The following is a 22,615-nucleotide window of genomic DNA, read 5'->3' as shown; positions in this document are numbered from 1 at the left end:
GTGCGGGAGGTGCCGCCCGTGGCGGGACTCGTGCCGCTGCCCCTGCACAGCCGCCGGCGGCGCGAGCGGGGCTTCAACCAGGCGGAGATCCTGGCCCGGCGCGGTGGCGGTCCGCCGGTGGCGAGCGGCCTGCTCCGCCGGATCCGGTCCACCGCCCAGCAGGCCCGGCGCCCCGACGCCGCGGCGCGCCTGGCCAACGTGGCGGGCGCGTTCCGGGCCGTCCGCGGACCCGGTCCGGGCGAGGATCCCCGGCTCGGCCTGCTCGACGACCTGGTCACGGGTGGCGCCACGGTGGCGGCCGGGGCGGACGCCCTCGAGGCGGCGGGCTGGCGGGTGGCATGGATCGCGGCGGCGGGGGCCGCAGCCGGGGTGCTCGACGAGCCCGCTCCCCGAGTTGACACTGCCGGGGCGGCTACCTAGCATTGGGGCGGAATCACGATGGATCCGGCACGGCCGGGCAACAGGCGGTGGGCATGGTGCAGAAGCAGGGATTGCAGGGATACGATCCGCGCGGCCAGCGCGTCCTGATGCGGGTGGACTTCAACGTCCCCCTCGACGCCGAACGGAACATCACCGACGACACGCGGATCCGGGCGGCGCTGCCGTCGATCCGGCACATCGTCGACGGGGGCGGTTCGCTGATCCTGATGAGCCATCTCGGCCGGCCGAAGGGCCAGGTCGATCCGGCGGCGTCGCTGCGCCCGGTCGCCGACCACCTCGCCGGCCTGGTCGACGTGCCGGTGCGCTTCGCCAGCGACACCGTCGGCGAGGACGCCCGCGCGCGGGTGGCCGAGCTGAAGCCGGGGGAGATCCTGCTGCTCGAGAACCTCCGCTTCAACCCGGGGGAGACCGCCAACGACGCGGAGTTCTCGCGGGCGCTCGCGGCCTTCGGCGACACCTACGTGAACGACGCCTTCGGCACGGCGCATCGGGCCCACGCCTCGACCGCCGGCGTCACGGAACATTTCGCCACCCGCCGGGCGGGTTTTCTCATGCAGAAGGAGCTCGAATTCCTGGGTCGGCTGATCGCCGCCCCGGAGCGTCCCTTCGCCGCCGTCCTCGGGGGCGCGAAGGTGGACTCCAAGGTCGACGTGATCCTCAACCTGCTGGGCAAGGTCGACAACCTGCTCCTCGGCGGCGGCATGATCTTCACCTTCTTCAAGGCGGCGGGTCTGGGCATCGGCACGAGCCTGCTCGACGAACCCAGCCTCGAGGTCGCCCACGACATCGTGCGCCGGGCCCGCGAGAGCGAGACCAAGCTGGTCCTGCCCGAGGACTGCATCGTGGCCGACGCCTTCAGCGACAAGGCGGCCCAGCGGACGTGCCTCGTGACCGACATCCCCGACGGCTGGATGGGGCTGGACATCGGCCCGAAGACCGTCGCCCGCTACGCGGCCGCCCTGGGCGGGGCGCGGTCGATCTTCTGGAACGGACCCATGGGCGTGTTCGAACTGCCCTCGTTCGCCGGGGGCACCCGGGCCGTGGGCGAGGCGATCGTCGGGGCCACCGGCCGCGGGGCCGTGAGCGTGGTCGGCGGCGGGGACAGCGTGGCGGCGGTGACGCAGATGGGGCTGGCCGATCAGGTGAGCCACATCAGCACCGGCGGGGGCGCCTCGCTGGAGTTCATGGCCGGACGCGAACTCCCTGGGGTGACGGCGCTTAGCGACGCCTGAGGCCGTCCCGGGCCTCCACTTGAACACGCGGGTTTGACACGGCCCGGGGTGGGTGTTAATTTACCCCTCCCTTGCCGGGCCGAACATTCCGGGCCCGGCCTTCGTATGACTTCGACGGCCTTGGGAGCGAATGGGCATGCTGCACACTCTGCTGGTGATCGTTCACGTTCTGATCTGCCTGGTCCTGACGACCGTGGTCCTGCTGCAGTCCAGCAAGGGCGGCGGGCTCGCGGGCGCCTTCGGCGGCGCCGGCGGCGCGCCCCAGCAGCTCCTCGGCTCGCGCGGCATGACGACCCTGCTCCACAAGCTGACCATCTACTGTGCGGTGGGTTTCTTCGTCACGAGCTTCATCCTCTTCATGACCGACAGCACCGGCACGGTCGCGGGCTCGCGCAGCGTGGTCGGCGAGGCGGCGGAGAAGGGCGAGCTGAACGTGCCGGTGACCGAGAACCCGCTCGAGGTTCCGAGCGACGCTCCGGCCGGCCAGACCGATGACGCCGGCAGCAGCGGAGGCGGTGGCAACTAGCCGCACACGACGTGCGCCCGGGTGGTGGAATTGGTAGACACGCTATCTTGAGGGGGTAGTGACCACAAGTCGTGCGGGTTCGAATCCCGCCCCGGGCACCATCAAAAAAAAAGAAGAAACCGCCTCCCGGCGGTTTCTTTTTTGTTGACACATTTTTTCAGCGACCGAAATAATGTCTCAACTTCCGACGGCAGCCTGACGCCAGAAGGAGTTTTGCAACATCCTAGACAGGAGGTCTTGCTCGATCCCATGGGTGCGGGGTCGGGTGGACGCAGGAACTCTCAACGAAGTGAGGTCCGGTAATGGAGGAGAGAGAAGTCGTGGTGGCGGCTGGCGCTACCAAGAAGACGACCAAGAAGAAGGCTGCCAAGAAGAAGGCGACCAAGAAGAAGGTCGCCAAGAAGGCCGCCAAGAAGAAGGTGACCAAGAAGGCCGCCAAGAAGAAGGTGACCAAGAAGGCCACCAAGAAGAAGGCGACCAAGAAGGCCGCCAAGAAGAAGGTGACCAAGAAGGCCGCCAAGAAGAAGGCGACCAAGAAGAAGGCCACCAAGAAGAAGGCGACCAAGAAGACGGCCGCCAAGAAGAAGTAGATTCGTCTGCTTCTTGACGAAAGTGGTCGCCCTGGAAGGGGAGGCTACGGAAAACCGCCGGGGTTCGCCCCGGCGGTTTCTTCATGCCCGCGTGCGGGCGCGATCCGGTGCCGGCGTGCCCGCCGGCGGTGTCTAGTCCCGTTCGGCGATGTGGGCGGCGCGCACCTGCTCGGGCACCCGGTCGATGAACCAGCTCAGCCCGACGCTGTAGGTGGTGTAGTTGACCATGTTCGAGTAGCCGAGCTCGTCGACCTCGAAGGCGAACGAGGTCAGGTCGACCTGGGCGCCGATCTCGACATCCTTGAAGATCTCGTAGTTGAGGCCGAAGTTGCCCTCGAGGTAGAGGGCGGTCTTGTCCGCGAGCTCGCTGTAGCGGTTGATGATGCCGCCGAGACCGAAGCCCAGCCGCGGCACGATGCCGAAGAATTCCGCCGGGTGGGCGTTGTACATGAGGGCCAGACCGCCCCGGTAGACCTTGAAGCCGGGATCGACGTCGACCACCACCCGCTCGCTGCGGTTGGGGGCGTTGACCGGGTCTTCGGTGTAGAGCATGGAGGTGACGGCCTCGCCGGTGGCGTAGCTGCCCATCAGGTCGAGGTGGAAGTCGTCGGCGATGTAGATGCCGATGCGGGCACCGAACGAGTCGCCCGACTTGATCTCCTTGCGGGCGGCGTCGTAGAAGTCGGCGTAGCGGGGGGTGGACTCCTCGAGCACCTCGCCGTCGTAGCCGAGGATGTCGCCGGCGCCGTCGGTCAGGACCGTGCGCTCGCCGAGAGGCGCGTTGTCCAGATAGGTGGCCCCGCTGAACCCGCCGCCCCAGACGGTGAGCGTGTAGGCCTTCACGGTGTAGTCGCCCCACTCGAGCTCCTCGACCTCCGGGACGTTCGCCGTGGCGGACATCGAGTCGGCGGCCGCGTCCGCGGCGGGCGGCGGCGCGTCCTGGGCCAGGGCCGGAACGGCGGCCAGGCAAACCAGCAGGAACAGCGACGGAATCGGATTGAACTTCATCGAGTCACCTCATATCAGGCCCAACAACCCGTCATGGGGTCGGCGGGCCTGAACGGCAGGTTATGGCGTGGGGCAAATGTGTACCGGGACGGGCGGTTAGACCGCAGCCGAGACCCGAATAACGGTAATGTACACGCCTTTTGGTGTCCAGAACTTTCCCCGGGGTGGTCCTGTTGACAGCCGTTTGTCAGGCTATTACCATTGCGTTTCGCCAATTTTCGGCCCCCTAACCCCCTTCGACCCGGGAGGACGAGCTTGAAGACCTATCCCATGGAGAAGATCCGCAACGTGGCCCTGGTGGGCCCGCACGGCGTGGGCAAGACCAGCCTGGCCGACTCGATGCTGCACGTGACGAAGAAGGTGGGTCGCAAGGGGAACGTGGACGACGGCAGCTCGGTCTTCGACTACCACGACGACGAGATCGAGCGGAAGCAGACCATCGGCGCCAGCCTGGCCTGGACGGAGTTCGAGGGCACCAAGTTCAACATCATCGACACCCCGGGCGTCGACGACTTCCGCGGCGACGTGCACGCCGCCCTGCGGGTCGTCGAGGGGGTCATGTTCGTGGTCAAGGCCGACGGCGGGTTCGAGGTGGCGTCCGAGAACCTCTGGAACCTGGTGCGCAAGCAGCACCTGTCGACCTTCATCGTCGTCAACCGCATGCACAAGGAGCACGCCGACTGGCGCTCGGTGATGAACGGGATCAAGGACCGGATCAAGGGCGCGGCGCCCATGCAGCTGCCCATCGGCAACGGCGACAGCTTCGAGGGCGTGGTCGACCTCATCGCCATGAAGGCCTACAAGTCGACCGGCGACGAGTCGGTCGAGGTGCCCATTCCCGACGACATGGCCGACGCCATCGAGGAGGCCCGCGAGATGCTGGTCGACGCCGCGGCCAACGCCGACGACGTGCTGACCGAGAAGTATCTCGAGGAGCTGACGCTCGCCGAGGAGGACATCATCGCCGGCCTGAAGAAGGGCACCCTCGAGGGCACCGTGTACCCGGTGTACTTCTCCGACGCCGAGCAGGAGGTGGGCGTCCGCTCGCTGCTGCGCTCGGCCAACAACCTCTTCCCGAGCGCCTTCCACCGCACCCGCAGCCCCATGCAGGGCCTCAAGCCCGGCACCAGGGACGCGGCCGAGTTCACGCCGGCGGCCGACGGCCCCACCGTGGCCTACGCCTTCAAGCGCCAGTACGAGGCCCAGGGCGGCGACATCACCTGGCTGCGCGTCTTCAGCGGCTCGATCAAGTCCGGCGAGAACTTCGACATGGAGGACGGCCGCTCCAGCGAGCGCATGGGCCAGCTGAGCGCCGTGGTGGGCAAGACCAAGGAGAAGGTCGACGCTGCCACCGCCGGCGACATCGTCGTGGCGGCCAAGCTGAAGAACACCCAGACCGGCTCGACCCTCACCTCCGGCGTCGAGTTCGCCTTCGCGCCCATCGACTACCCGGTCCCGACCAGCGCCGAGGCCATCAGCCCGGTCACGAGCGGCGAAGAGGACAAGATGGCCGCGGGCCTGAACAAGATCCGCGAGGAGGACCCGACCTTCGAGCTGATCCACCAGCCGCACCTGGCCCAGACCCTGCTGGCCACCCAGGGCGAGATCCACATGAACTACATCCTCGACAAGCTGAAGCACCAGACCGGCGTCGTCGTCGAGCGTCGCCGTCCGCGCATCAACTTCAAGGAGACCGTGCGCGGCACCGCCGAGAAGCAGGGGCGCCACAAGAAGCAGTCGGGCGGCCGCGGCCAGTTCGGCGACGTGCACCTGCGCATCGAGCCCAACGAGCGGGGGGCCGGCTTCGCTTTCCTCGACGAGATCGTGGGCGGCGTGGTGCCGAACAAGTTCATCCCGGCGGTGGAGAAGGGCTGCATCGAGACCCTCCGGGACGGGCTGCTGGCCGGGTACGAGATGGTCGACGTGAAGGTCGCCCTCTTCTTCGGCTCCTACCACAACGTCGATTCGAGCGAGGCCGCCTTCAAGATGGCCGCCCGCAAGGCCCTGAAGGGGGCGGTCGAGGAGGAGTCGGCGAAGTTGCGGCCGGTCATCCTCGAGCCGATCATGAACGTGCGGATCGTGGTGCCCCAGACCTACATGGGCGACGTCATGGGCGACATCTCGACGCGGCGCGGCGCCATCCAGGGCAGCGACGCGGACGGTCCGTACCAGGTCGTCACGGCGCACATCCCCGAGGACGAACTCTACCAGTACGCCACCAGCCTGCGGTCGATGACCCAGGGCACCGGCACGTTCACCATGGAATTCTCCCACTACGCGGAAGTGCCGGGCGACGTGCAGAACCGCCTCGTGGACGAGTACAAGAAGACCCAGACCGCCGAGGAGTAGCCCGCGATGGCCGGACATTCCAAATGGGCGAACATCAAGCACCGCAAGGGGGCGCAGGACGCCAAGCGGGCCAAGGTGTTCACCCGGCTCATTCGAGAAATCACCGTCGCCGCCCGTCAGAGCGGCGGCGATCCCGAATCGAATCCCCGCCTGCGCTCGGCCATGTACGCCGGGCGCACGGCCAACATGCCCAACGACACGATCGAGAAGGCCATCAAGCGGGGCACGGGCGAGCTCGACGGCATGATCATCGAGGAGGTCAGCTACGAGGGCTACGGCCCGGGCGGCGTGGCCATTCTCGTCGAGTGCCAGACCGACAACAAGAACCGCACGACCGCCGAGGTCCGTCACGTATTCTCGAAGTACGGCGGCAACCTCGGCGCGAACGGCTGCGTCAGCTACCTCTTCGAGCGCAAGGGGCAGATCACCGTGGCGTCGGCGGGCACCGACTTCGACACCGTCATGGACGCGGCCATCGAGGCCGGGGCCGACGACGTGGAGCAGGAGGGCGACGAGTTCCTGGTGATGACGGCCATGGGCGACCTGCACCTGGTGAGCAAGACCCTCGGCGACGCGGGCCTGACGGTGACCGCGGCCGAGCTGGTCCAGGTGCCGGGCACCCTGATCAAGGTCGAGGGCGGCGAAGCCACCACGCTGATGAAGCTGGTGACCCACATGGACGACCTGGACGACGTCTCGCAGGTGTCGGCGAACTTCGACATCGACGATGCGACCATGGCCGAGATCATGGAGAACATCTGAACGTGGCGACCCCGGACGGACGACGATGATCATCCTCGGGGTCGATCCCGGCTCGCACGCGACCGGCTACGGCGTCATCGACACCGGGCCGGTCGTTCGCATGGTGGCCGGGGGCGTGATCCGCACGCCGGCGGGCGCCCCCCTCAGCGAGCGCCTGCTGACGATCCACGAGGAACTAACGGCCGTGATTGCCGCGCACGCGCCCATGCAGATGGCGGTGGAGGACCTCTTCAACGCCAAGAATGCCCGCAGTTCGCTGGTGCTCGGCCACGCCCGGGGGGTCATCCTGCTGGCCGGGGCCCGGGCCGGTCTCGCGGTCAGCGAGTACGCGCCGCGCGAGGTGAAGCAGGCCCTGACCGGCAACGGCGCCGCCACCAAGGAGCAGGTGCGCTTCATGGTTATGCGCCTGCTCGGCCTCGGCCAGGAGCCGCCCCTCGACCTGTCCGACGCGCTGGCGGTGGCCCTGGCCCACAAGGGGCGCAGCCGGATGCGCGGCCTGGGCTGAGGCCCGATCGCCGCTGGCCATCGCCCGTCCCATCGCCGATAATGCCCGCGTCGACGCCCGCTTCCCGCAACCCGAGGTTCCGGACCGCATGATCGCATTCCTCGCAGGCACCCTCGTCAGCGGCGGCACCGAAGCCGTCGTCGCCGTCGGCGGCGGCATCGGCCTGGACGTGACGGTGTCGGCCCAGTCGGCCGACCAGCTCCCCGCCCCGGGCGAACCCGTGCGGTTGTGGACCCATCTGGCGGTGCGGGAGGACCACTGGTCGCTGTACGGCTTCGTGCGGGAGGAGGAGCGCGCCATGTTCCGCCTCCTGATCACCGTCTCGGGCGTGGGGCCGAAGGTGGCCATGGGCATGCTCTCGCGGGCCGGCGCCGACGAGATCGCCGGCATGCTGCGCACGGGCGACGAGGCGGGCCTGGCCAAGCTGCCGGGCATCGGCAGGAAGAGCGCGGCGCGGCTGGTGGTCGAGCTCGGGCAGCGCGTGCCGGATTTCGCGGCCGGCCCGATCGGCAGCGGGGGCGCCGGCGGCGGCGCCGGCAGGGGCCTCGCCGAGGCCATGGCCGTGCTGGGCGCCATGGGGCTGCCGCCGGCCCGGGCCGAACAGGCCCTGCTGAAGGCCCGCGGCGCCGACGCCGCCCTGGCCGACGACCTCGAAGCGTGGGTGCGCGTCGCCCTGCAGAACCTCTAGCCCCGTCGGACGGAAGGACGCCGTGGCCGATCATCGCTGGACAGACCCCGCCGAGCAGGAGGGCGACCCCGTCCTGGATCTCAGCCTGCGCCCGCGCCGGCTCGAGGATTTCATCGGGCAGGAGGAGATCAAGGCCAACCTGCGGGTCTTCATCGACGCGGCGCGCCAGCGCGGCGAGGTGCTCGACCACGTGCTGCTGCACGGGCCCCCGGGCCTGGGCAAGACGACCCTCTCGCAGATCCTCGCGGCGGAGATGGACCTGGAGATCCGCCTGACCAGCGGTCCGGCCTTCACCAACAGCGCCGAACTGATCGCCCTGCTCAGCGAGCAGACCGACCGGCGCGCCATCTTCATCGACGAGATCCACCGCCTGGGCCGGGTCATCGAGGAGCATCTCTACCCGGCCATGGAGGACTGGCGGGTCGAGCTCATCATCGACAAGGGCCCGAACGCGCGGCACTTCAACCTGCAGCTCGAGCCGTTCACGCTCATCGGAGCGACCACGCGCGCCGGCCTGATCACGCCGGCCATGCGCAGCCGCTTCGGCATCGTCTGCCACCTCGATTTCTATCCGCCGGAGGACCTGGCCACCATCGTCGCGCGCAGCGCGGGCATCCTGGGCATCGCCATCGAGCCCGCGGGCGCGCTGGAGATCGCCCGGCGCAGCCGGGGCACGCCGCGGGCGGCGAACCGGCTGCTGCGCCGGGTGCGCGACTTCGCCCAGGTGGGGGGCCACGCGGTGATCGACCGGGCCACGGCCGACGACGGGCTGACCCGTCTCGGCGTCGACGCGGCCGGTCTCGAACCCCTGGACCGGCGCTACCTGCAGGTGCTGATCGAGCACTTCGCCGGCGGACCGGTGGGCGTGCAGAACATGTCGGTCAGCCTCGGCGAGGAGACCGACACCCTCGAGGACGTGGTCGAACCCTTCCTCATCCAGACCGGCCTGCTGAAGCGCACGCCGCGGGGCCGCGAGGCCACCGCGGGCGCCTGGCGCCACCTCGGCCTCGAGCCGCCCCTGGCGGGCGAAGAGGGGCAGGCGACGCTGCTTTGAACGCCGCCCGGGACGACGCCTTCCAGTTCGATCTGCCGGGACGGCTGATCGCCCAGACGCCGCCCGCGCGGCGCGGCGATTCCCGCTGCCTGCTGGTCGCGCCGGGGCGCGGGGTCGTGGGGGAGCGGGTGTTCCGCGATCTCGTGGGCGTGCTGCGCGCGGGCGACCGCCTCGTGCTGAACGACAGCCGGGTGCTGCCGGCGCGGCTCTGGACCCGGCGCGCCGACACCGGCGGGCGGGTCGAGATCCTCCTGCTGCGGCCCCACGGCGCCCCGACCACCTGGACCGCCCTGGCCCGGCCGGCCCGCCGGCTGCGGGCGGACACGCGCCTGGTCGTGACCGGACCGGCGGGCGATGGGCCCGAGCTGACCGTAACCGGTCGCCTGGACACGGGCGAGGTCGTCGTGAGCGCCGCGGCGGATCTCGTGGATGTGGCCGAGGGGTGGGGCGTGATGCCCCTGCCGCCCTACATCCGGCGTGAGCCCGCAGCCGGTGCCGACACCCACGAGGGCGACGATCGCGAGCGCTACCAGACCGTCTACGCGCGCCCGGACGCCAGCGGGGCCGGATCGGTGGCCGCCCCCACGGCGGGTCTGCACTTCTCGCCGGCGACCCTCGCGGATCTCGCGGATGCCGGCGTGGCGGTCAGCCGGGTGAGCCTGCACGTGGGGCCCGGCACGTTCCAGCCGCCGACGCCGGCCCAGATCGCCGCGCGCCGGCTGCACGGCGAGCACTTCCGCCTGGCGGCACCGGTCGCGGCGGAGATCGCGGCCACCCGCGCGGCGGGCGGGCGCGTCATCGCCGTCGGGACGACCTCGCTGCGGGTGCTCGAAACCGTGGCCCGCCTCGAACTGCCACCCGGGGCGGCGGAAGGCACCGAGCGCGTCTTCGCCGCCGAAGGGGGCGGGGGGGCGCCCGGGTTCACGGGGACGGCCCGGCGCCAGGACGGCCACTGGGAGGTCAGCGGCGAGACGCGGCTCTTCATCGCGCCGCCCGACCGGGTCACGGCGGCCGACGGCCTGCTGACGAATTTCCACCTGCCGGGTTCGTCGCTGCTGATGCTCGTGGCGGCCCTGCTGGGCGGCGAGACGTGGCGCGCGGTGTACGATCACGCCGTGGCCCACGACCTGCGCTTCTACAGCTACGGCGACTGCATGCTGGCCCTGCCGGAGTCGGCGGGCGCCGCCGGGGAGACGATGTGAACGACCACGCCCTCGACACCCCCTTCGGCTTCACCGTCGCGCACACGGAGCCCGGCGGCCGGGCCCGCACCGGCACCCTGGTGACGGGGCATGCGGTGGTGGAGACACCCGTCTTCATGCCCGTCGGCACGGTGGGGTCGGTCAAGGCCGTCACCTTCGAGCAGGTCGAGGCCACGGGGGCGCGGCTCATCCTGGGCAACACGTACCACCTGTACCTGCGTCCCGGCCACGAACTGGTGGCGGGCTTCGGCGGGCTGCACCGCTTCGAGAGCTGGAGCGGCGCGATCCTCACCGACAGCGCGGGCTTCCAGGTCTTCTCCCTCGACGAGCTGAACCGCATCACCGAGGACGGCGTCGAGTTCCGCAGCCACCTCGACGGCAGCCGGCACTTCTTCAGCCCCGAGCTGAGCATGGAGATCCAGCTCGCCCTCGGTGCGGACATCGTCATGGCCTTCGACCAGTGCGCCGCCTACGGCGCCGACCCCCGCGAGGTCGAGCGGGCGGTCGAGCGCACGACGCGGTGGCTCGGGCGCTGCCGCGACGTCTTCGGCGGCCGCGATTTCCGCAGCGGCTGGGAGCGCGTGCTCTTCGGCATCATGCAGGGCGGGGTGGATCCGGCGCTGCGGCGGCGCTCGGCGGCGGAGATCGTCGACCTCGACCTGCCGGGCTACGCCATCGGCGGCCTCTCGGTGGGCGAACCCACGGCGGCCATGCACGACACGACGTCCCTGGCGGCCGAATTGCTGCCCGCCGACCGGCCGCGCTACCTGATGGGGGTGGGCTTCCCCAACGACATCCTGGCCGCGGTGGGCGCGGGCGTGGACATGTTCGACTGCGTGCTGCCCACGCGCATGGCGCGCACGGGCACGGTGCTCACCCGCGACGGGCGGCTGGTGATCAAGAACCGCACCTTCGCCGAGGACCACGGCCCCATCGACCCGGAGTGCGGCTGTCCCACCTGCGCCCGGCACAGCCGCGGCTACATCCGGCACCTGTTCCAGGCCGGGGAGATCCTCGGCCTGACCCTCGCCACGATCCACAACCTGCACTACTACCAGGAGCTGATGGGGGACATCAGGGCGGCGATCCGGTCCGACCGCTTCGCGGCGTACGCCGCGGCGGCCACCGGGCGCTGGCTCGACGGCGAGCGGGCCCGGCTCGACGAGGTGGCCGGCCGGCGCCGGCCGCGGGGTGGTTGACCGGCCCCGGCCAACCGACCATCTTGTGGGGGCGAGTTTCGACGCGGCTCCGGCCTGGCCGGAGCCTTCCTTGACCCCGAGACGAGGAGCTTCCGATGTTCCTGACGAATTTCCTGGCCATGGGCGCCCCGGGCGGCGGCACCGGCGCCGCGGGCGGCGGCGGCCTGATGACCATCCTGATGTTCGGATCCATCTTCGCCATCTTCTACTTCATGATCATCCGGCCCCAGAAGAAGCAGCAGGACCAGCGCAAGGCCATGATCGAAGCCCTCAAGCGCGGCGACCGGATCGTCACCAACGGCGGCATCTTCGCCACCGTGCGCGACGTGAAGGGCGACCGGCTCATCGTCACCATCGCCGAGAACGTGAAGATCGAGCTGGCGAAGAACGCCGTGGGCGGAGTGGTCACCGGGGACGAGTAGGCATGGCCCCGCGTCCGATCCGGCTCTTCGGCGACCCCGTCCTGCGGCGCCGGGCCAGGGAGGCCGATCCGGCCGCCCCGGCGACCCGCGCCCTGCTCGACCGCATGTGGGAGGTCCTGCGCGAGGACGGCGGCGTCGGGCTGGCCGGGCCCCAGGTGGGCTCCGACCTGCGGGTGGTCGTGGTGCGGGATCCGTCGCGGCCCCGCGACGCGCAGCGCCTCGACCTGGTCAACCCCGTCATCCGGCGGACGTTCGGCCCGGAGACGCCCTTCGAGGAGGGCTGCCTCAGCTTCCCCGGCCTGTACACGGTGGTGAACCGGCCCCGGGGCGTCGAGGTCGAGTACCGCACGCCGGACACGGGCGACGCCGTGCAGCGCCTGCGGGACGAGGAGCTGGTGGCCCGCATCGTGCAGCACGAGGTGGACCACCTCGACGGGGTCCTGTTCATCGATCATCTCTCGAACCTGGACCGCTGGCTGCTGGCGCCGCGGTTGCTGGCCATCCTGGTCCGCCGGCTGGGCGCCGCGTGGTCCGACCGCGCGGCGGGGAAGGAAGTGCGGCGATGAAGATCGTGTTCATGGGGTCGCCCGATTTCGCGGTGCCGAGCCTCGAGGCCCTGGTCGAGGCCCGCTTCGACGTGCCCCTGGTGGTGACCCAGCCGGACCGTCCGGCCGGACGCGGCCGGCGCATGCTGCCGACGGCGGTCAAGGCGGCCGCCCGCGAGCACGGCATCCCGGTCATCGAGTTCGGCAAGGGCCAGCGCCGGAGCGTCACCGCGGCGGTGCTGGCCGAGGAGCCCGACGCCATCGCGGTGGTGGCCTTCGGGCACATCCTGCGCGAACCGCTGCTCTCGACGCCCCGCTTCGGCTGCATCAACGTGCACGCCAGCCTGCTGCCGCGCTGGCGCGGCGTGTCGCCCATCCAGTACTCGATCCTGCACGGCGACAGCTGGAGCGGCGTGACGATCATGCGCATGGACGCGGGCGTGGACACCGGCCCGGTGCTGGCCCAGCGCTCGGTGGCGATCCACCCCGAGGAGACCGGGGGCGACCTCTTCGAACGCCTGGCCGGCCAGGGCGCCGACCTGCTCATCCACACCCTGCGCGGCCTGCAGAACGGGCAGGTGACGCCCTGCGTCCAGTCGGACGAGGGCGCGGTCTACGCGCCCAAGCTCACCAAGTCGCTCTCGGCCGTGCGCTGGGATCGGGACGTGGTCACGGTGCACAACCAGATCCGGGCCCTGCAGCCCTGGCCGGGCACCACCACCTACCTGGGCGAGAAGCTGCTGAAGGTCACCGAGGCGCGCCCCATGAGCTTCCTCGCCTCGGGCAAGGAGCCGGGCACGGTGCTGCGGGTCGGGTCCGACGGCGTCGAGGTCGCCTGCGGCGAGGGCTCGCTGCTGCTGACGGGGCTGCAGTGCCCCGGGCGCAAGCCGCTGCCGGTGGATGAGTTCCTGCGCGGCTTCACCATTTCGTCCGGCGACAAGCTGCGCTCATGAAGGGCGGGGTGCGGCGCCTGGCGCTGGACATCCTGGTCGACGTGGCCGACGGCGCCGACGGCGACGAACGTCTCGAACAGGGCCTCGCCCTGGCCGCCCCGCGCGACGGCGCCCTGTTGGCCGAACTGGTGCGCGGTTCCCTCCAGTGGCAGGCCCGCTACGACCACGTCATCGCCTCCTTCAGCCGCAAGCGGCCGCCCGGCGACCCCGTGCTGACGGCCCTTCTCCGTCTGAGCCTGCACCAGCTGCTGGCCCTGGACGGCGTGCCGCCCTACGCGGCGATCCACGAGGCGGGGGAACTGGCCCGCGCCCGCGCCGGCCGCGGCAAGGTCGGGTTCGTCAACGGACTGCTCCAGGCGGCGCGGCGGCGCCTGCGACCCGACGGTGCCGACGCCGCGGCGCGCGAGGCGGCCCTGCGCGAACTCTTCGCCCCCCTCGAACCGGACCGTCCCCGCTGGCTGGCCACCTGGCACAGCCTGCCCCAATGGCTGGTGACCCGCTGGCGCGATCGCTGGGGCGACGCCGTGGCCGAACGCCTCTGCGCCGCGACGAACACGCCGCCACCCGTGCATCTGCACGTGCTGGGCGGCGACGACCCCGCCGCCGTGGCCGCGGCCGTGGTCGCCGCGGGCGGGAGGGCCGCGGTGGGGCCGGGGGACACCGCCGTGACGCTGGACGGGCGCCCGGGGCGGTCCGCAGTGCGCGAGATCCTCGCGTCGCGGCCCGGCCTCGTGGTCCAGGACGCGACCGTGCAGGAAGCCTCGGCGTGGCTCACGGCCGGGGACCTGGTCGGGCCCTGGCTCGACCTGTGCGCCGCGCCCGGCGGGAAGGCGGCCCATCTGGCCCACGTGCTGCCGACCACGGCGCCGCTGGTCGTCATGGACCGCCGCCCGGCGCGCATGGCGCTCCTGCGCGACACCCTGGACCGCGCGGCGCCGGGGCGCACGCTCGCGGTGCAGGCCGACGGCCTGCATCCTCCCTTTGCGCCGGCCGTCTTTGGCGGTATCCTGCTGGACGGACCCTGCAGCGGCACCGGCGTGCTGCGCCACCACCCGGACGGGCGGTGGCGGCTGCGTCCGTCGACGCCGGCCCGCAAGGCGCGCACCCTGCTCGCCCTGGCCGACCGTGCGGCGGAGCTGCTGCGACCCGGGGGGCGTCTGCTGTACGCGACCTGCTCCCTCGAAGCCGAGGAGAACGAAGACGTGCTCGGGGCGCTGCGTGAACGCCGCCCCGAGCTGGTCCCGGATCCGGCCGCGGACGGCGCCTGGATGCGCACCTGGCTGCCGGGCGATGCGGGCACGCCGCCGGGTGGCGACGGCTTCTTCGCCGCCCGGCTGCGACGCCGCACGGACACCGAAGGAACGGAGAACGAGGCGTGAAGCTCTGGCAATTCCTGCTGCTGATGGGCGTGCTGGTGGCGGCCGGCGGGGCGCTGCTGCTCGGTGTGAACTTCCTCGTGCTGCCTTCGGTCATCCACGGCAACAAGGTCGTGACCATGCCCGACGTGCGGGGCATGACCGTCGAGGGCGCCGAACTGCAGCTCGGAACCGTGGGCCTCGACGTGGCGGTGGCGCGCCAGCGGGCCCACCCGACCATCCCCGAAGGGATGATCCTCGACCAGATCCCCGCGGCCCAGTCGCGCATCCGGGGCGGACGCATCGTGCGGGTGATCACCAGCAGCGGGCCGCCGGCCGGCGCGGTGCCGCGCCTGCTGGGGCTCTCCCTGCGCCAGGCCGAGATCACGCTCCAGCGCGAGAACTACAAGCTCGGCCGCGTGCTGCGGGTGCCGCGTCCGGGCGCCACCGAGCCGGTGGTCGACTACCAGAACCCGGTGCCCGGGGTCGAGGCCTACAAGGGCGTGGTCGTCGACCTGGTCGTGGCCGAGCCCGCCGCCGCCGAGCTGCTGCGCATGCCCGACCTGCGGGGCGTGCCGCTTTACCAGGCGCGGCAGGCCATCGCCGATGCGGGCTTCGTGCTGGCACCCGTCACCTACGAGCGCACCGCCACCGCCGCGCCCAACGTGGTCCTGTCGCAGGACCCGCCGCCGGGCCGCCGCATCCGCAAGGGAGAACGTCTTGAGCTGGTTGCCTCGTCCCGCTGAAGGCTGCGCCTGGGTGGCGCCCTCGCTGCTTTCGGCGGACTTCGCCCGCCTGGCCGACGACGTCGGCGACCTGGAACGCGCCGGGGCCGACCTCCTGCACCTGGACGTCATGGACGGCCACTTCGTGCCCAACATCAGCTTCGGGCCCATGATCTGCGGCTTCGTGCGCCGCCTGAGCGACAAGCCCCTCGACACCCACCTGATGATCAGCCGGGCCGACCGCTACGTGGACGCCTTCGCCCGGGCGGGGGTCGACGGCCTGACGATCCACGTCGAGTCGGAGGCGCCGGTCGCGGAGACGCTCGGGCGCATCGGCGAGCTCGGCCTGAAGCGGGGCCTCAGCCTGAATCCCGGCACGGCGCTGGACAAGGTCCTGCCGTGGCTCGACCGGGTCGATCTCGTGCTGGTGATGAGCGTGCAGCCGGGGTTCGGCGGCCAGAAATTCGACCCCGTGGCCGTGGACAAGATCGCGGAACTGGCGCGACGCCGGCACGAGGAGGGGTTCGGCTACCTGATCAACGTCGACGGCGGGATCAACGCCGAGACCGGCCCCCGCTGCCGCGAGGCGGGCGCCGACATCCTGGTCAGCGGGTCGTGGCTCTGCGGGGCCGACGACCGCGCCGACCGGATCGCCCTGCTCAGGGGCGGCCCGATCGACGCGGCCGCGGGCGGCTAGCGGAAGAGGGCCTTGATCGTGCCCCAGGTGTCGGCTTCGGCGGGGGAGGACATGTCCCCGGGCATGGTGCAGTCGTTGGTGATCTCCTGCAGGTTGGTCCGCCCGTCCCCGTCCGAATCCATGTTCTCGATGGCCGCGAAGTTGCGGTTCGCATCGGCCAGATCGCTTCCGTAGTCGTTCAGGCTGAAGCCGCCGCCGTGGCAGAGGCTGCAGTTCTGACCGCTGGTCGTCGCATCCAGGATCTCCTGGCACGCACCCGGGTAGGTGTTGCGGAAATCGGAGGCGATGGTGCTGGTCGCCTGGGCGGCGTCGGTCCCCAGGATCAGGGTGACGGCGGCCAGGGCGAAGATGATAACCGATTTCGTTTTCATGAGTTAACCTCCCTTGCAGGCAATGTCCCCTTTTGAACTGGGATTTGCAAGTCCCATTCCCGGAGCCGGAGATTCCGGCGGCGGCACGTGATGCCGGAGGGTTCCCGGACGGGCGAGGCGCCCGCGCAATTCGCCCGTCGTCCGGTGGGGCGAACGCGCGGTGGCTCCGCCCGGAGCGGGGGCGGGCGCCTCGTTCGGCAAATTCTTGCCAAAACCCCTTCAAACTGTTAGATTTCGCGGTCCGAACCCACCCAGGGGCGGCCCGCAACGGTCGCCGTGGGTTCGTCGTGCTGTGTATTTGACGAGTTGACAAAGACTTGTCGCAGCGGTGCCTGCGGGGGCCCAGGTGGTCGCCCGATGGGGGAGCCGTGCGCCCGTCGGGCGCATCGGCGCGCGCTGCGCCCGGGCCGGGCCCGGTGGCGATCGACCGGAGAGCGAACGTGTTCCAGGATCTGACCAGGCGCCTCGACCAGACCATGAAGAAGCTGGCCGGGACCGACCGCCTGAGCGAGGACAACATCAAGGAGGCGCTGCGCGAAGTGCGCATGGCGCTGCTCGAGGCCGACGTCAACTACGGCGTGGCCAAGAAGCTGGTGGAGTCCATCCGGCAGAAGGCCCTGGGTCAGGACGTGCTGGGCAGCCTGACGCCGGCCCAGCAGGTGGTCAAGATCGTCAACGAGGAATTGACGTCCCTGCTCGGCGGCCACGCGGCGCCCCTGAACCTCGACGTGGAGAACGCCCAGACCAGGGGCATGACCACGGTCATGGTCATGGGGCTGCAGGGCTCGGGCAAGACGACCTTCTGCGGCAAGCTCGCCGCCCGCCTGAAGAAGGAGGGGCGCAGCCCCATGCTGGTCGCGGCGGACATCTACCGCCCGGCGGCCATCGACCAGCTGCACGTGATCGGCGACCAGGTCGGCGTGCCGGTGCACAGCGACCGCGAGCGCCGCAACGCGGCCCAGATCGTGAAGCTGGGCCAGCGCCGCGCCAAGGACAACAAGTGCGACGTGCTCATCGTCGATACGGCGGGCCGCCTGCACATCGACGACGCGCTCATGCAGGAGCTCGAGACGATCGTCAAGACCGTGCCCATGGACGAGAAGCTCCTCGTCCTGGACGCCATGACCGGCCAGGAAGCGGTGAACATCGCCGAGACGTTCAGCCGCCGCCTCGACTTCGACGGGGCGATCCTGACCAAGATGGACGGCGACGCCCGGGGCGGCGCCGCCCTCAGCGTGCTCGAGGTGACGGGCAAGCCCGTCAAGATGGTCGGTGTCGGCGAGAAGATGGACGACCTCGAGGTCTTCCACCCCGACCGCATGGCCAGCCGCATCCTCGGCATGGGCGACGTGCTTTCTCTGATCGAGAAGGCCGAAGAGAACATGGATCTGGACGTGGCCGAGAACATGGCCGCGCGATTCGCCGCCGGCGAGTTCAACCTGGAGGACTTCCAGAACCAGATCCGCCAGATGAAGAAGATGGGCCCCCTGAAGGGGATCCTGAAGATGCTGCCGGGCATGAACGGCGACGTGCTCGACAAGGCCAAGGTGGACGACAGGCAGTTCGCCCAGGTCGAGGCGATCATCAACTCGATGACGCCCGGCGAGCGCCGGAAGCCCGACATCATCAACGGTTCGCGGCGCAAACGCATTGCGCGCGGAAGCGGGACCACGGTCTCGCAGGTCAACAAGCTGCTCAAGCAGTACCGGGACATGCGGAGCATGATGCGCAAGATCAACTCCGCGGGAGGCCTCGAGGCCTTCGGCCAGGGCATGCTGGGCGGCCGCTGACCGCTGACGCCGCCGGCATGGGGCCGACGGCGACACCACTCGATTGGAGGTCGATAGTGGCGACGACGATCCGACTGACCCGCATGGGTCGCAAGAAGCGTCCGTTCTACCGCATGGTTGTCCTGGACAGCCGCAAGCGCCGTGACGGGGCCTACCTGGCCAACCTCGGCTACTACAACCCGTTCACCGATCCCGCCGAAGTGCAATTGCACGACAACGACATCATCGCCTGGCTGCAGAAGGGCGCGACCGTGAGCGAGACGGCCAAGAGCCTGCTCCGGTCCGAGGGCGTCCTGTACAAGTACAGCCTGGTGCGCGAGGGTCTGGACGCAGCGGCCATCGAGGCCAAGATGACCGCCTGGAAGACCGGCGCCGAGGCCAAGCTGGCCGCGCGTGAGCAGGCCGCCGCCGACAAGGCCGCCGCCAAGAAGGCGCAGGAAGAGGCCGAGGCCAAGGCCGCCGCCGAGGCGAAGGCCGCCGAGGAGGCCGCCGCCGCTGCCGCTGCCGCCGCGGAGGCCGAGGCCGCCGCCGCCGAGGCCGCCGAGGGCGAGGCCGCCGCAGCCGAAGAGGCTCCCGCGGCCGAGGAAGAAGCGAAGGACGGCGAATGAGCGCCCCGGACGACACCAGGCGGGAAGACGAGCTGAGCCCCGACGTGTCGGAGGCGACGCCCGCCGAGCTGGACCTGGACGGCGACGAGGAACTGACGATCGGCCAGGAGTCGGTGCTGAACCTGATCTCCTACGTGGTCGTCAACCTCGTGCGGCACCCGGATGATGTCCGCATCGACGTCCTGCGCAAGCAGGATCGCGACATCTACCAGGTGCACGTGCACGACGAGGACCTGGGCAAGGTCATCGGCAAGGGCGGCCAGACCGCCCGCGCCCTGCGGGTGCTGCTGATGGCCGCGAGCGCCAAGACCGACCAGCGCGTGGGGCTGGAGATCGTCGAGTAGGTCGTGACGGCACGGGAGTCAGCGACGCCGGACCGCTTCGTGCGGATCGGCGAGGTGGTCAAGGCCATCGGTCTGAAGGGCGAGCTGAAGCTCTACCCCCTGATCGATTTCCGGCCCGAGCTCCTGGACAGCGCGTATCTGTCCTGGGCCGACGGGTCGCGGGCCGACATCGTCCGGCACCGTCCGGCGGGCGCCTGCGAGGCCATCACGGTGGCCGGCGTCGCTGACCGGAACGCCGCCGACGCCATGGTCGGCCGCGAGCTGGGCTTCGCGAGCCGCGACTACCTGGCGCCGGACTTCCCGCGACCGGCCGGAGGGCTGCCCTTCCGCTGGGTCGGCCGCGACGTGCGGACGGTCGCCGGCGAAGCGGTGGGGCGGGTCAGCGAGGTGCGCCTCGCCGGAGCCTCCTACCTGCTGGTGGTGCCGGATCCGCGGCGGGCGGGACAGGAGATCCTGATCCCGGCCGTGGCGCCGATCCTGGCCCCGGAGGACGAACTGGAAGGGACCCTCGTGATCGATCCGCCGGAAGGACTGCTCGATGTCCAGCACGGCTGACCACGGCGGGGTGCCCTGCATCAAGATCCTGACGCTCTTTCCGGACATGGTGCGTGCCGTGCTGGAAACGAGCATCCCGGGCCGCGCCGAGCGGCAGGGGCAGGTGCGCTACGAGGTCGTGGACATCCGCGACTTCGCCGTCGACAAGCACCGCACCGTGGACGACACGGCCTACGGGGGCGGCGCCGGCATGATCATGATGGCCCAGCCGGTGGTCGAGGCCGTCGAACACGCCCGGGAGCGCCAGGACGCCACGGTGATCCTGACCACGCCCCAGGGGGAGACGTTCGACGAGGCCCTGACCCTCGAACTGCTGGACGACCTGCAGGCCAGGGGCGAACTGATCATCGTCTGCGGCCACTACAAGGGCATCGACGAGCGGGCGATCCAGCTGGTGATCAACCGCGAGGTGTCCATCGGCGACTACGTGCTCAGCGGCGGCGAACTGCCGGCCCTGGTCATCGCCGACGCCCTGGTCCGACGGATCGAGGGTGTGCTGCACAACGAGGACTCGGCCAACAACGACAGCTTCACCGCTGTCCGCGACGGCGGCCTCGATTGCGAGTGGTACACCAAGCCGCCGGAATTCCGGGGGCTCACGGTGCCCGACGTGCTGCTGTCGGGGCACCATGCGAACATCGAGGCGTGGCGGGCCGAACGGGCCCGGCAGCGCACGCAAGAGAAGCGCCCCGACCTGGCCGCCGCGGCCGGGAACGGGCCGGACGGCGGGAACGCGCCGTAGCAGTTTCGAGAACGGAGCGAAGGCTTCACCCTGGCCCGCCTGCGGGCTGAGTCGAATGCCCGCCGCGGAGGAGTTCCCCGCGGGCGGGTCTGTCAGGAGGCAGAGATGAACATCGTCGAACAGATGCGCGCCACCGGTCTGCGCACCGACCTGCCGGACTTCAACATCGGCGACACGATCACGGTCGCCGTGAAGATCCAGGAGGGCGGCAAGACCCGCATCCAGAACTTCATCGGGGCCGTCATCGGCCGCGCGGGCACGGGCCTCGAGGCCTCGGTCACCGTGCGGAAGATGAGCGGCGGCATCGCCGTCGAGCGCATCTTCCCCCTCGAGTCGCCGAACATCGACTCGATCTCGGTGAAGAAGAAGGGTCGCATCCGCCGGGCCAAGCTGTACTACCTGCGTGGCCGCACCGGTCGCAAGGCCAGGATCCGCGAAGCCCGCCGGTAGGCGCGTGGGCGCCGCGCCGACGTCCGACCTGGCGGCCTACGACCGGCAACGCAGCCGGGAGGGCCGCCTCGTGCTCGCGGGCGTCGACGAGGCCGGTCGCGGCTGCTGGGCCGGCCCGGTGGTCGCCGCCGCGGTGATCCTCCCGCCGGGGTGGGTCCCGGCCGACCTGGACGACAGCAAGAAACTCCCCGCGAAGCGGCGTGAAGCGCTTTGTGAAGAGATCCGGTCAAGCGCCCTCAGTTGGGGCGCTTGCGCCGTTTCATCCGCTGAGATCGACCGGGTCAACATCCTGCAGGCCACCCTGCAGGGCATGGCCCGGTCGCTGCGCCGGCTGCGCCGGGCGCCCGATCTGGTGCTCGTCGACGGGCTGCAGACGCCGCCCGGACCGTGGACCGCCGAGGCGGTGGTGCGGGGCGACGGCACGAGCGCCTGCATCGCGGCGGCCAGCATCCTGGCCAAGGTGTTTCGCGATCGCATCATGGCCGCCTGGGACCGCCACCACCCCGGCTACGGCTTCGCCGACCACAAGGGCTACGGCGCCGCGCGCCACCGGCAGGCCCTGGCCGAGCGGGGGCCGTGCCCGATCCACCGCTTCTCCTACCGTCCCATCGCCCGGCTCGACGAAGACCGCCTCTTCTGACCCGTCCGCCCGCGGCACGACCCTTGCACGGGTCCGCGGGCACGCCTCCCCGGATCGGACGAACCATGAGCCTGGCCCACCGCCGTGGCGCCTGGGGCGAGAGCCTCGCGCGCGCCTTCCTCGAGCACTGCGGCTACACCTGCCTCGACACGCGCTACCGCCGCCCCGGCGGCGAGATCGATCTGGTCGTCCGTCGGGGCGGCGCGGTGGCCTTCGTCGAGGTCAAGACGCGCGCCGCCGACGCCCTCGATGATCCGCTGCACGGGCTGCACCGGCGTCAGCTCGCCCGGATGCGGCGGCTCGGGCGGCGGTGGCTGACGGAACACCCCGACCTGGTCTGGACCCATCTGCGCTGCGATCTCGTGGCGGTCACCTGTCCGGACGGGGCTGCGGGCGCGTCGGTGGTCCACCTGGTGGGCGTCGGGTAGGGCGCGTCGTATTGCCCGCCGCGGGCGGCTTCCGTATCATCATGCGATCCGGCCACATTCGCAGGTGGCCGCCCGCCGGCGAGACGGGAAGCCCCGCCGAACGCGTTCCGGATCGCAACCTCGACCGCGTGGTCGCGTAGGAAGCCAACCCCGGTTGACTTCCCGGGCCCGGGTGGCTGCCCGGGTCGACAATTCGGGCTCCGGGAGGCCCAACCTCCGCGGGGAATCCGTTCCCCGGGAGACTTCCAGAGGACGAACATGCCCGCTGACCGCACTGGACATGCCCGCACCGAAGCCCGCCGCCGTCGCCGCCCCGCGCGGCCCGGCGACCAGGCCCCTCGCGCGGCGCATGGCGGGCGATGGGGACGATTTCTCGGCATCGGGTTCGCCCTTACCCTGCTGTTGCCGGGACCGGCCCTGTCGGCGGTCGAGGC

At 70.8% G+C, this 22,615-nt stretch carries 27 protein-coding genes and 1 tRNA gene; 26 read left to right on the top strand and 2 right to left on the bottom strand.

Annotated elements, in window-relative coordinates:
- From KDM41_10675 to KDM41_10655, 5 genes are all read left to right on the top strand, one after another.
- Positions 1–420 (top strand): ComF family protein (locus tag KDM41_10675; protein ID MCB1183888.1); only part of this gene is annotated, 420 nt, incomplete at its 5' end.
- 53 nt (positions 421–473) lie between these two features.
- Entirely contained in the window at positions 474–1,673 is a 1,200-nt protein-coding gene (locus KDM41_10670; protein ID MCB1183887.1) for a phosphoglycerate kinase, read from the top strand.
- Between the two features lie 136 nt (positions 1,674–1,809).
- Complete coding sequence (gene secG / locus KDM41_10665; GenBank protein ID MCB1183886.1) at positions 1,810–2,199, top strand: preprotein translocase subunit SecG; 390 nt, start codon at positions 1,810–1,812, stop codon at positions 2,197–2,199.
- A 15-nt stretch (positions 2,200–2,214) separates the two neighbouring features.
- Positions 2,215–2,300, top strand: a tRNA-Leu gene (locus tag KDM41_10660).
- A 222-nt stretch (positions 2,301–2,522) separates the two neighbouring features.
- Positions 2,523–2,789, top strand: coding sequence for a hypothetical protein (locus KDM41_10655; protein MCB1183885.1), 267 nt, complete (start codon positions 2,523–2,525; stop codon positions 2,787–2,789).
- A gap of 132 nt (positions 2,790–2,921) precedes the next feature.
- Here the strand turns inward: KDM41_10655 and KDM41_10650 are convergent, their stop codons facing one another.
- The gene (locus KDM41_10650) at positions 2,922–3,797 is read right to left on the bottom strand and encodes a hypothetical protein (GenBank protein MCB1183884.1); all 876 of its coding nucleotides are present in this window, start codon (positions 3,795–3,797) and stop codon (positions 2,922–2,924) included.
- Positions 3,798–4,052: 255 nt separating this feature from the next.
- On the opposite strand from KDM41_10650, the gene KDM41_10645 reads away from it, so the two are divergent.
- The 13 genes from KDM41_10645 (at position 4,053) to rpe (ending at position 16,253) form a co-directional block, all read left to right on the top strand.
- Positions 4,053–6,146, top strand: coding sequence for an elongation factor G (locus KDM41_10645; GenBank protein MCB1183883.1), 2,094 nt, complete (start codon positions 4,053–4,055; stop codon positions 6,144–6,146).
- Positions 6,147–6,152: 6 nt separating this feature from the next.
- Positions 6,153–6,908: a YebC/PmpR family DNA-binding transcriptional regulator gene (locus KDM41_10640; GenBank protein MCB1183882.1), complete on the top strand. Its 756-nt coding sequence runs from the start codon at positions 6,153–6,155 to the stop codon at positions 6,906–6,908.
- A 25-nt stretch (positions 6,909–6,933) separates the two neighbouring features.
- A complete protein-coding gene (gene ruvC / locus KDM41_10635) occupies positions 6,934–7,413 on the top strand; it encodes a crossover junction endodeoxyribonuclease RuvC (GenBank protein ID MCB1183881.1) in 480 nt (159 codons plus the stop codon).
- Between the two features lie 88 nt (positions 7,414–7,501).
- Complete coding sequence (locus tag KDM41_10630) at positions 7,502–8,101, top strand: Holliday junction branch migration protein RuvA (protein ID MCB1183880.1); 600 nt, start codon at positions 7,502–7,504, stop codon at positions 8,099–8,101.
- 22 nt (positions 8,102–8,123) lie between these two features.
- The gene (ruvB, locus tag KDM41_10625) at positions 8,124–9,155 is read left to right on the top strand and encodes a Holliday junction branch migration DNA helicase RuvB (protein MCB1183879.1); all 1,032 of its coding nucleotides are present in this window, start codon (positions 8,124–8,126) and stop codon (positions 9,153–9,155) included.
- On the top strand, positions 9,152–10,357 hold the full coding sequence (locus tag KDM41_10620; protein ID MCB1183878.1) for an S-adenosylmethionine:tRNA ribosyltransferase-isomerase: 1,206 nt from the start codon (positions 9,152–9,154) through the stop codon (positions 10,355–10,357). Before ruvB ends, KDM41_10620 begins: the two co-directional genes overlap by 4 nt.
- Entirely contained in the window at positions 10,354–11,556 is a 1,203-nt protein-coding gene (tgt, locus tag KDM41_10615) for a tRNA guanosine(34) transglycosylase Tgt (protein MCB1183877.1), read from the top strand. The genes KDM41_10620 and tgt overlap by 4 nt, the downstream gene beginning before the upstream one ends.
- A gap of 95 nt (positions 11,557–11,651) precedes the next feature.
- The gene (yajC, locus tag KDM41_10610; GenBank protein MCB1183876.1) at positions 11,652–11,978 is read left to right on the top strand and encodes a preprotein translocase subunit YajC; all 327 of its coding nucleotides are present in this window, start codon (positions 11,652–11,654) and stop codon (positions 11,976–11,978) included.
- Between the two features lie 2 nt (positions 11,979–11,980).
- The gene (gene def, locus KDM41_10605) at positions 11,981–12,544 is read left to right on the top strand and encodes a peptide deformylase (protein MCB1183875.1); all 564 of its coding nucleotides are present in this window, start codon (positions 11,981–11,983) and stop codon (positions 12,542–12,544) included.
- Positions 12,541–13,476, top strand: coding sequence for a methionyl-tRNA formyltransferase (gene fmt / locus KDM41_10600; protein MCB1183874.1), 936 nt, complete (start codon positions 12,541–12,543; stop codon positions 13,474–13,476). Before def ends, fmt begins: the two co-directional genes overlap by 4 nt.
- Positions 13,473–14,855 carry a hypothetical protein gene (locus KDM41_10595; GenBank protein ID MCB1183873.1) on the top strand — a complete coding sequence of 461 codons (1,383 nt, stop codon included), beginning with the start codon at positions 13,473–13,475 and terminating at the stop codon, positions 14,853–14,855. The genes fmt and KDM41_10595 overlap by 4 nt, the downstream gene beginning before the upstream one ends.
- On the top strand, positions 14,852–15,577 hold the full coding sequence (locus tag KDM41_10590) for a PASTA domain-containing protein (GenBank protein ID MCB1183872.1): 726 nt from the start codon (positions 14,852–14,854) through the stop codon (positions 15,575–15,577). The genes KDM41_10595 and KDM41_10590 overlap by 4 nt, the downstream gene beginning before the upstream one ends.
- Positions 15,578–15,590: 13 nt before the next feature.
- Positions 15,591–16,253, top strand: a complete 663-nt coding sequence (gene rpe, locus KDM41_10585) for a ribulose-phosphate 3-epimerase (GenBank protein MCB1183871.1) — start codon at positions 15,591–15,593, stop codon at positions 16,251–16,253.
- Here the strand turns inward: rpe and KDM41_10580 are convergent.
- Positions 16,250–16,624 (bottom strand): hypothetical protein, encoded by a 375-nt coding sequence (locus KDM41_10580; protein ID MCB1183870.1) that lies wholly within the window; start codon positions 16,622–16,624, stop codon positions 16,250–16,252. The two genes, rpe and KDM41_10580, sit on opposite strands and share 4 nt — an antisense overlap.
- 440 nt (positions 16,625–17,064) lie before the next feature.
- Between KDM41_10580 and ffh the strand changes: the two genes are divergently transcribed.
- The 8 genes from ffh to KDM41_10540 all read left to right on the top strand — a co-directional run bounded on the left by ffh (position 17,065) and on the right by KDM41_10540 (position 22,181).
- Positions 17,065–18,414, top strand: coding sequence for a signal recognition particle protein (gene ffh, locus KDM41_10575; protein MCB1183869.1), 1,350 nt, complete (start codon positions 17,065–17,067; stop codon positions 18,412–18,414).
- Between the two features lie 56 nt (positions 18,415–18,470).
- Positions 18,471–19,022, top strand: coding sequence for a 30S ribosomal protein S16 (gene rpsP, locus KDM41_10570; protein ID MCB1183868.1), 552 nt, complete (start codon positions 18,471–18,473; stop codon positions 19,020–19,022).
- A complete protein-coding gene (locus tag KDM41_10565) occupies positions 19,019–19,366 on the top strand; it encodes a KH domain-containing protein (protein ID MCB1183867.1) in 348 nt (115 codons plus the stop codon). Before rpsP ends, KDM41_10565 begins: the two co-directional genes overlap by 4 nt.
- A gap of 3 nt (positions 19,367–19,369) precedes the next feature.
- Positions 19,370–19,921 carry a hypothetical protein gene (locus KDM41_10560; protein MCB1183866.1) on the top strand — a complete coding sequence of 184 codons (552 nt, stop codon included), beginning with the start codon at positions 19,370–19,372 and terminating at the stop codon, positions 19,919–19,921.
- The gene (gene trmD / locus KDM41_10555) at positions 19,905–20,663 is read left to right on the top strand and encodes a tRNA (guanosine(37)-N1)-methyltransferase TrmD (protein MCB1183865.1); all 759 of its coding nucleotides are present in this window, start codon (positions 19,905–19,907) and stop codon (positions 20,661–20,663) included. Before KDM41_10560 ends, trmD begins: the two co-directional genes overlap by 17 nt.
- 105 nt (positions 20,664–20,768) lie before the next feature.
- Positions 20,769–21,113, top strand: a complete 345-nt coding sequence (gene rplS, locus KDM41_10550; protein MCB1183864.1) for a 50S ribosomal protein L19 — start codon at positions 20,769–20,771, stop codon at positions 21,111–21,113.
- A 70-nt stretch (positions 21,114–21,183) separates the two neighbouring features.
- A complete protein-coding gene (locus KDM41_10545) occupies positions 21,184–21,753 on the top strand; it encodes a ribonuclease HII (protein MCB1183863.1) in 570 nt (189 codons plus the stop codon).
- Between the two features lie 65 nt (positions 21,754–21,818).
- Positions 21,819–22,181 carry a YraN family protein gene (locus KDM41_10540; GenBank protein MCB1183862.1) on the top strand — a complete coding sequence of 121 codons (363 nt, stop codon included), beginning with the start codon at positions 21,819–21,821 and terminating at the stop codon, positions 22,179–22,181.
- Positions 22,182–22,615 lie beyond the last annotated feature (434 nt).

It is taken from the genome of bacterium (genome assembly GCA_020440705.1).
Taxonomy (GTDB): Bacteria; Krumholzibacteriota; Krumholzibacteriia; order LZORAL124-64-63; family LZORAL124-64-63; genus JAGRNP01.
The sequence above is the reverse complement of the archived record's forward strand: the minus strand, read 5'-3'. Positions and strand labels throughout refer to the sequence as shown.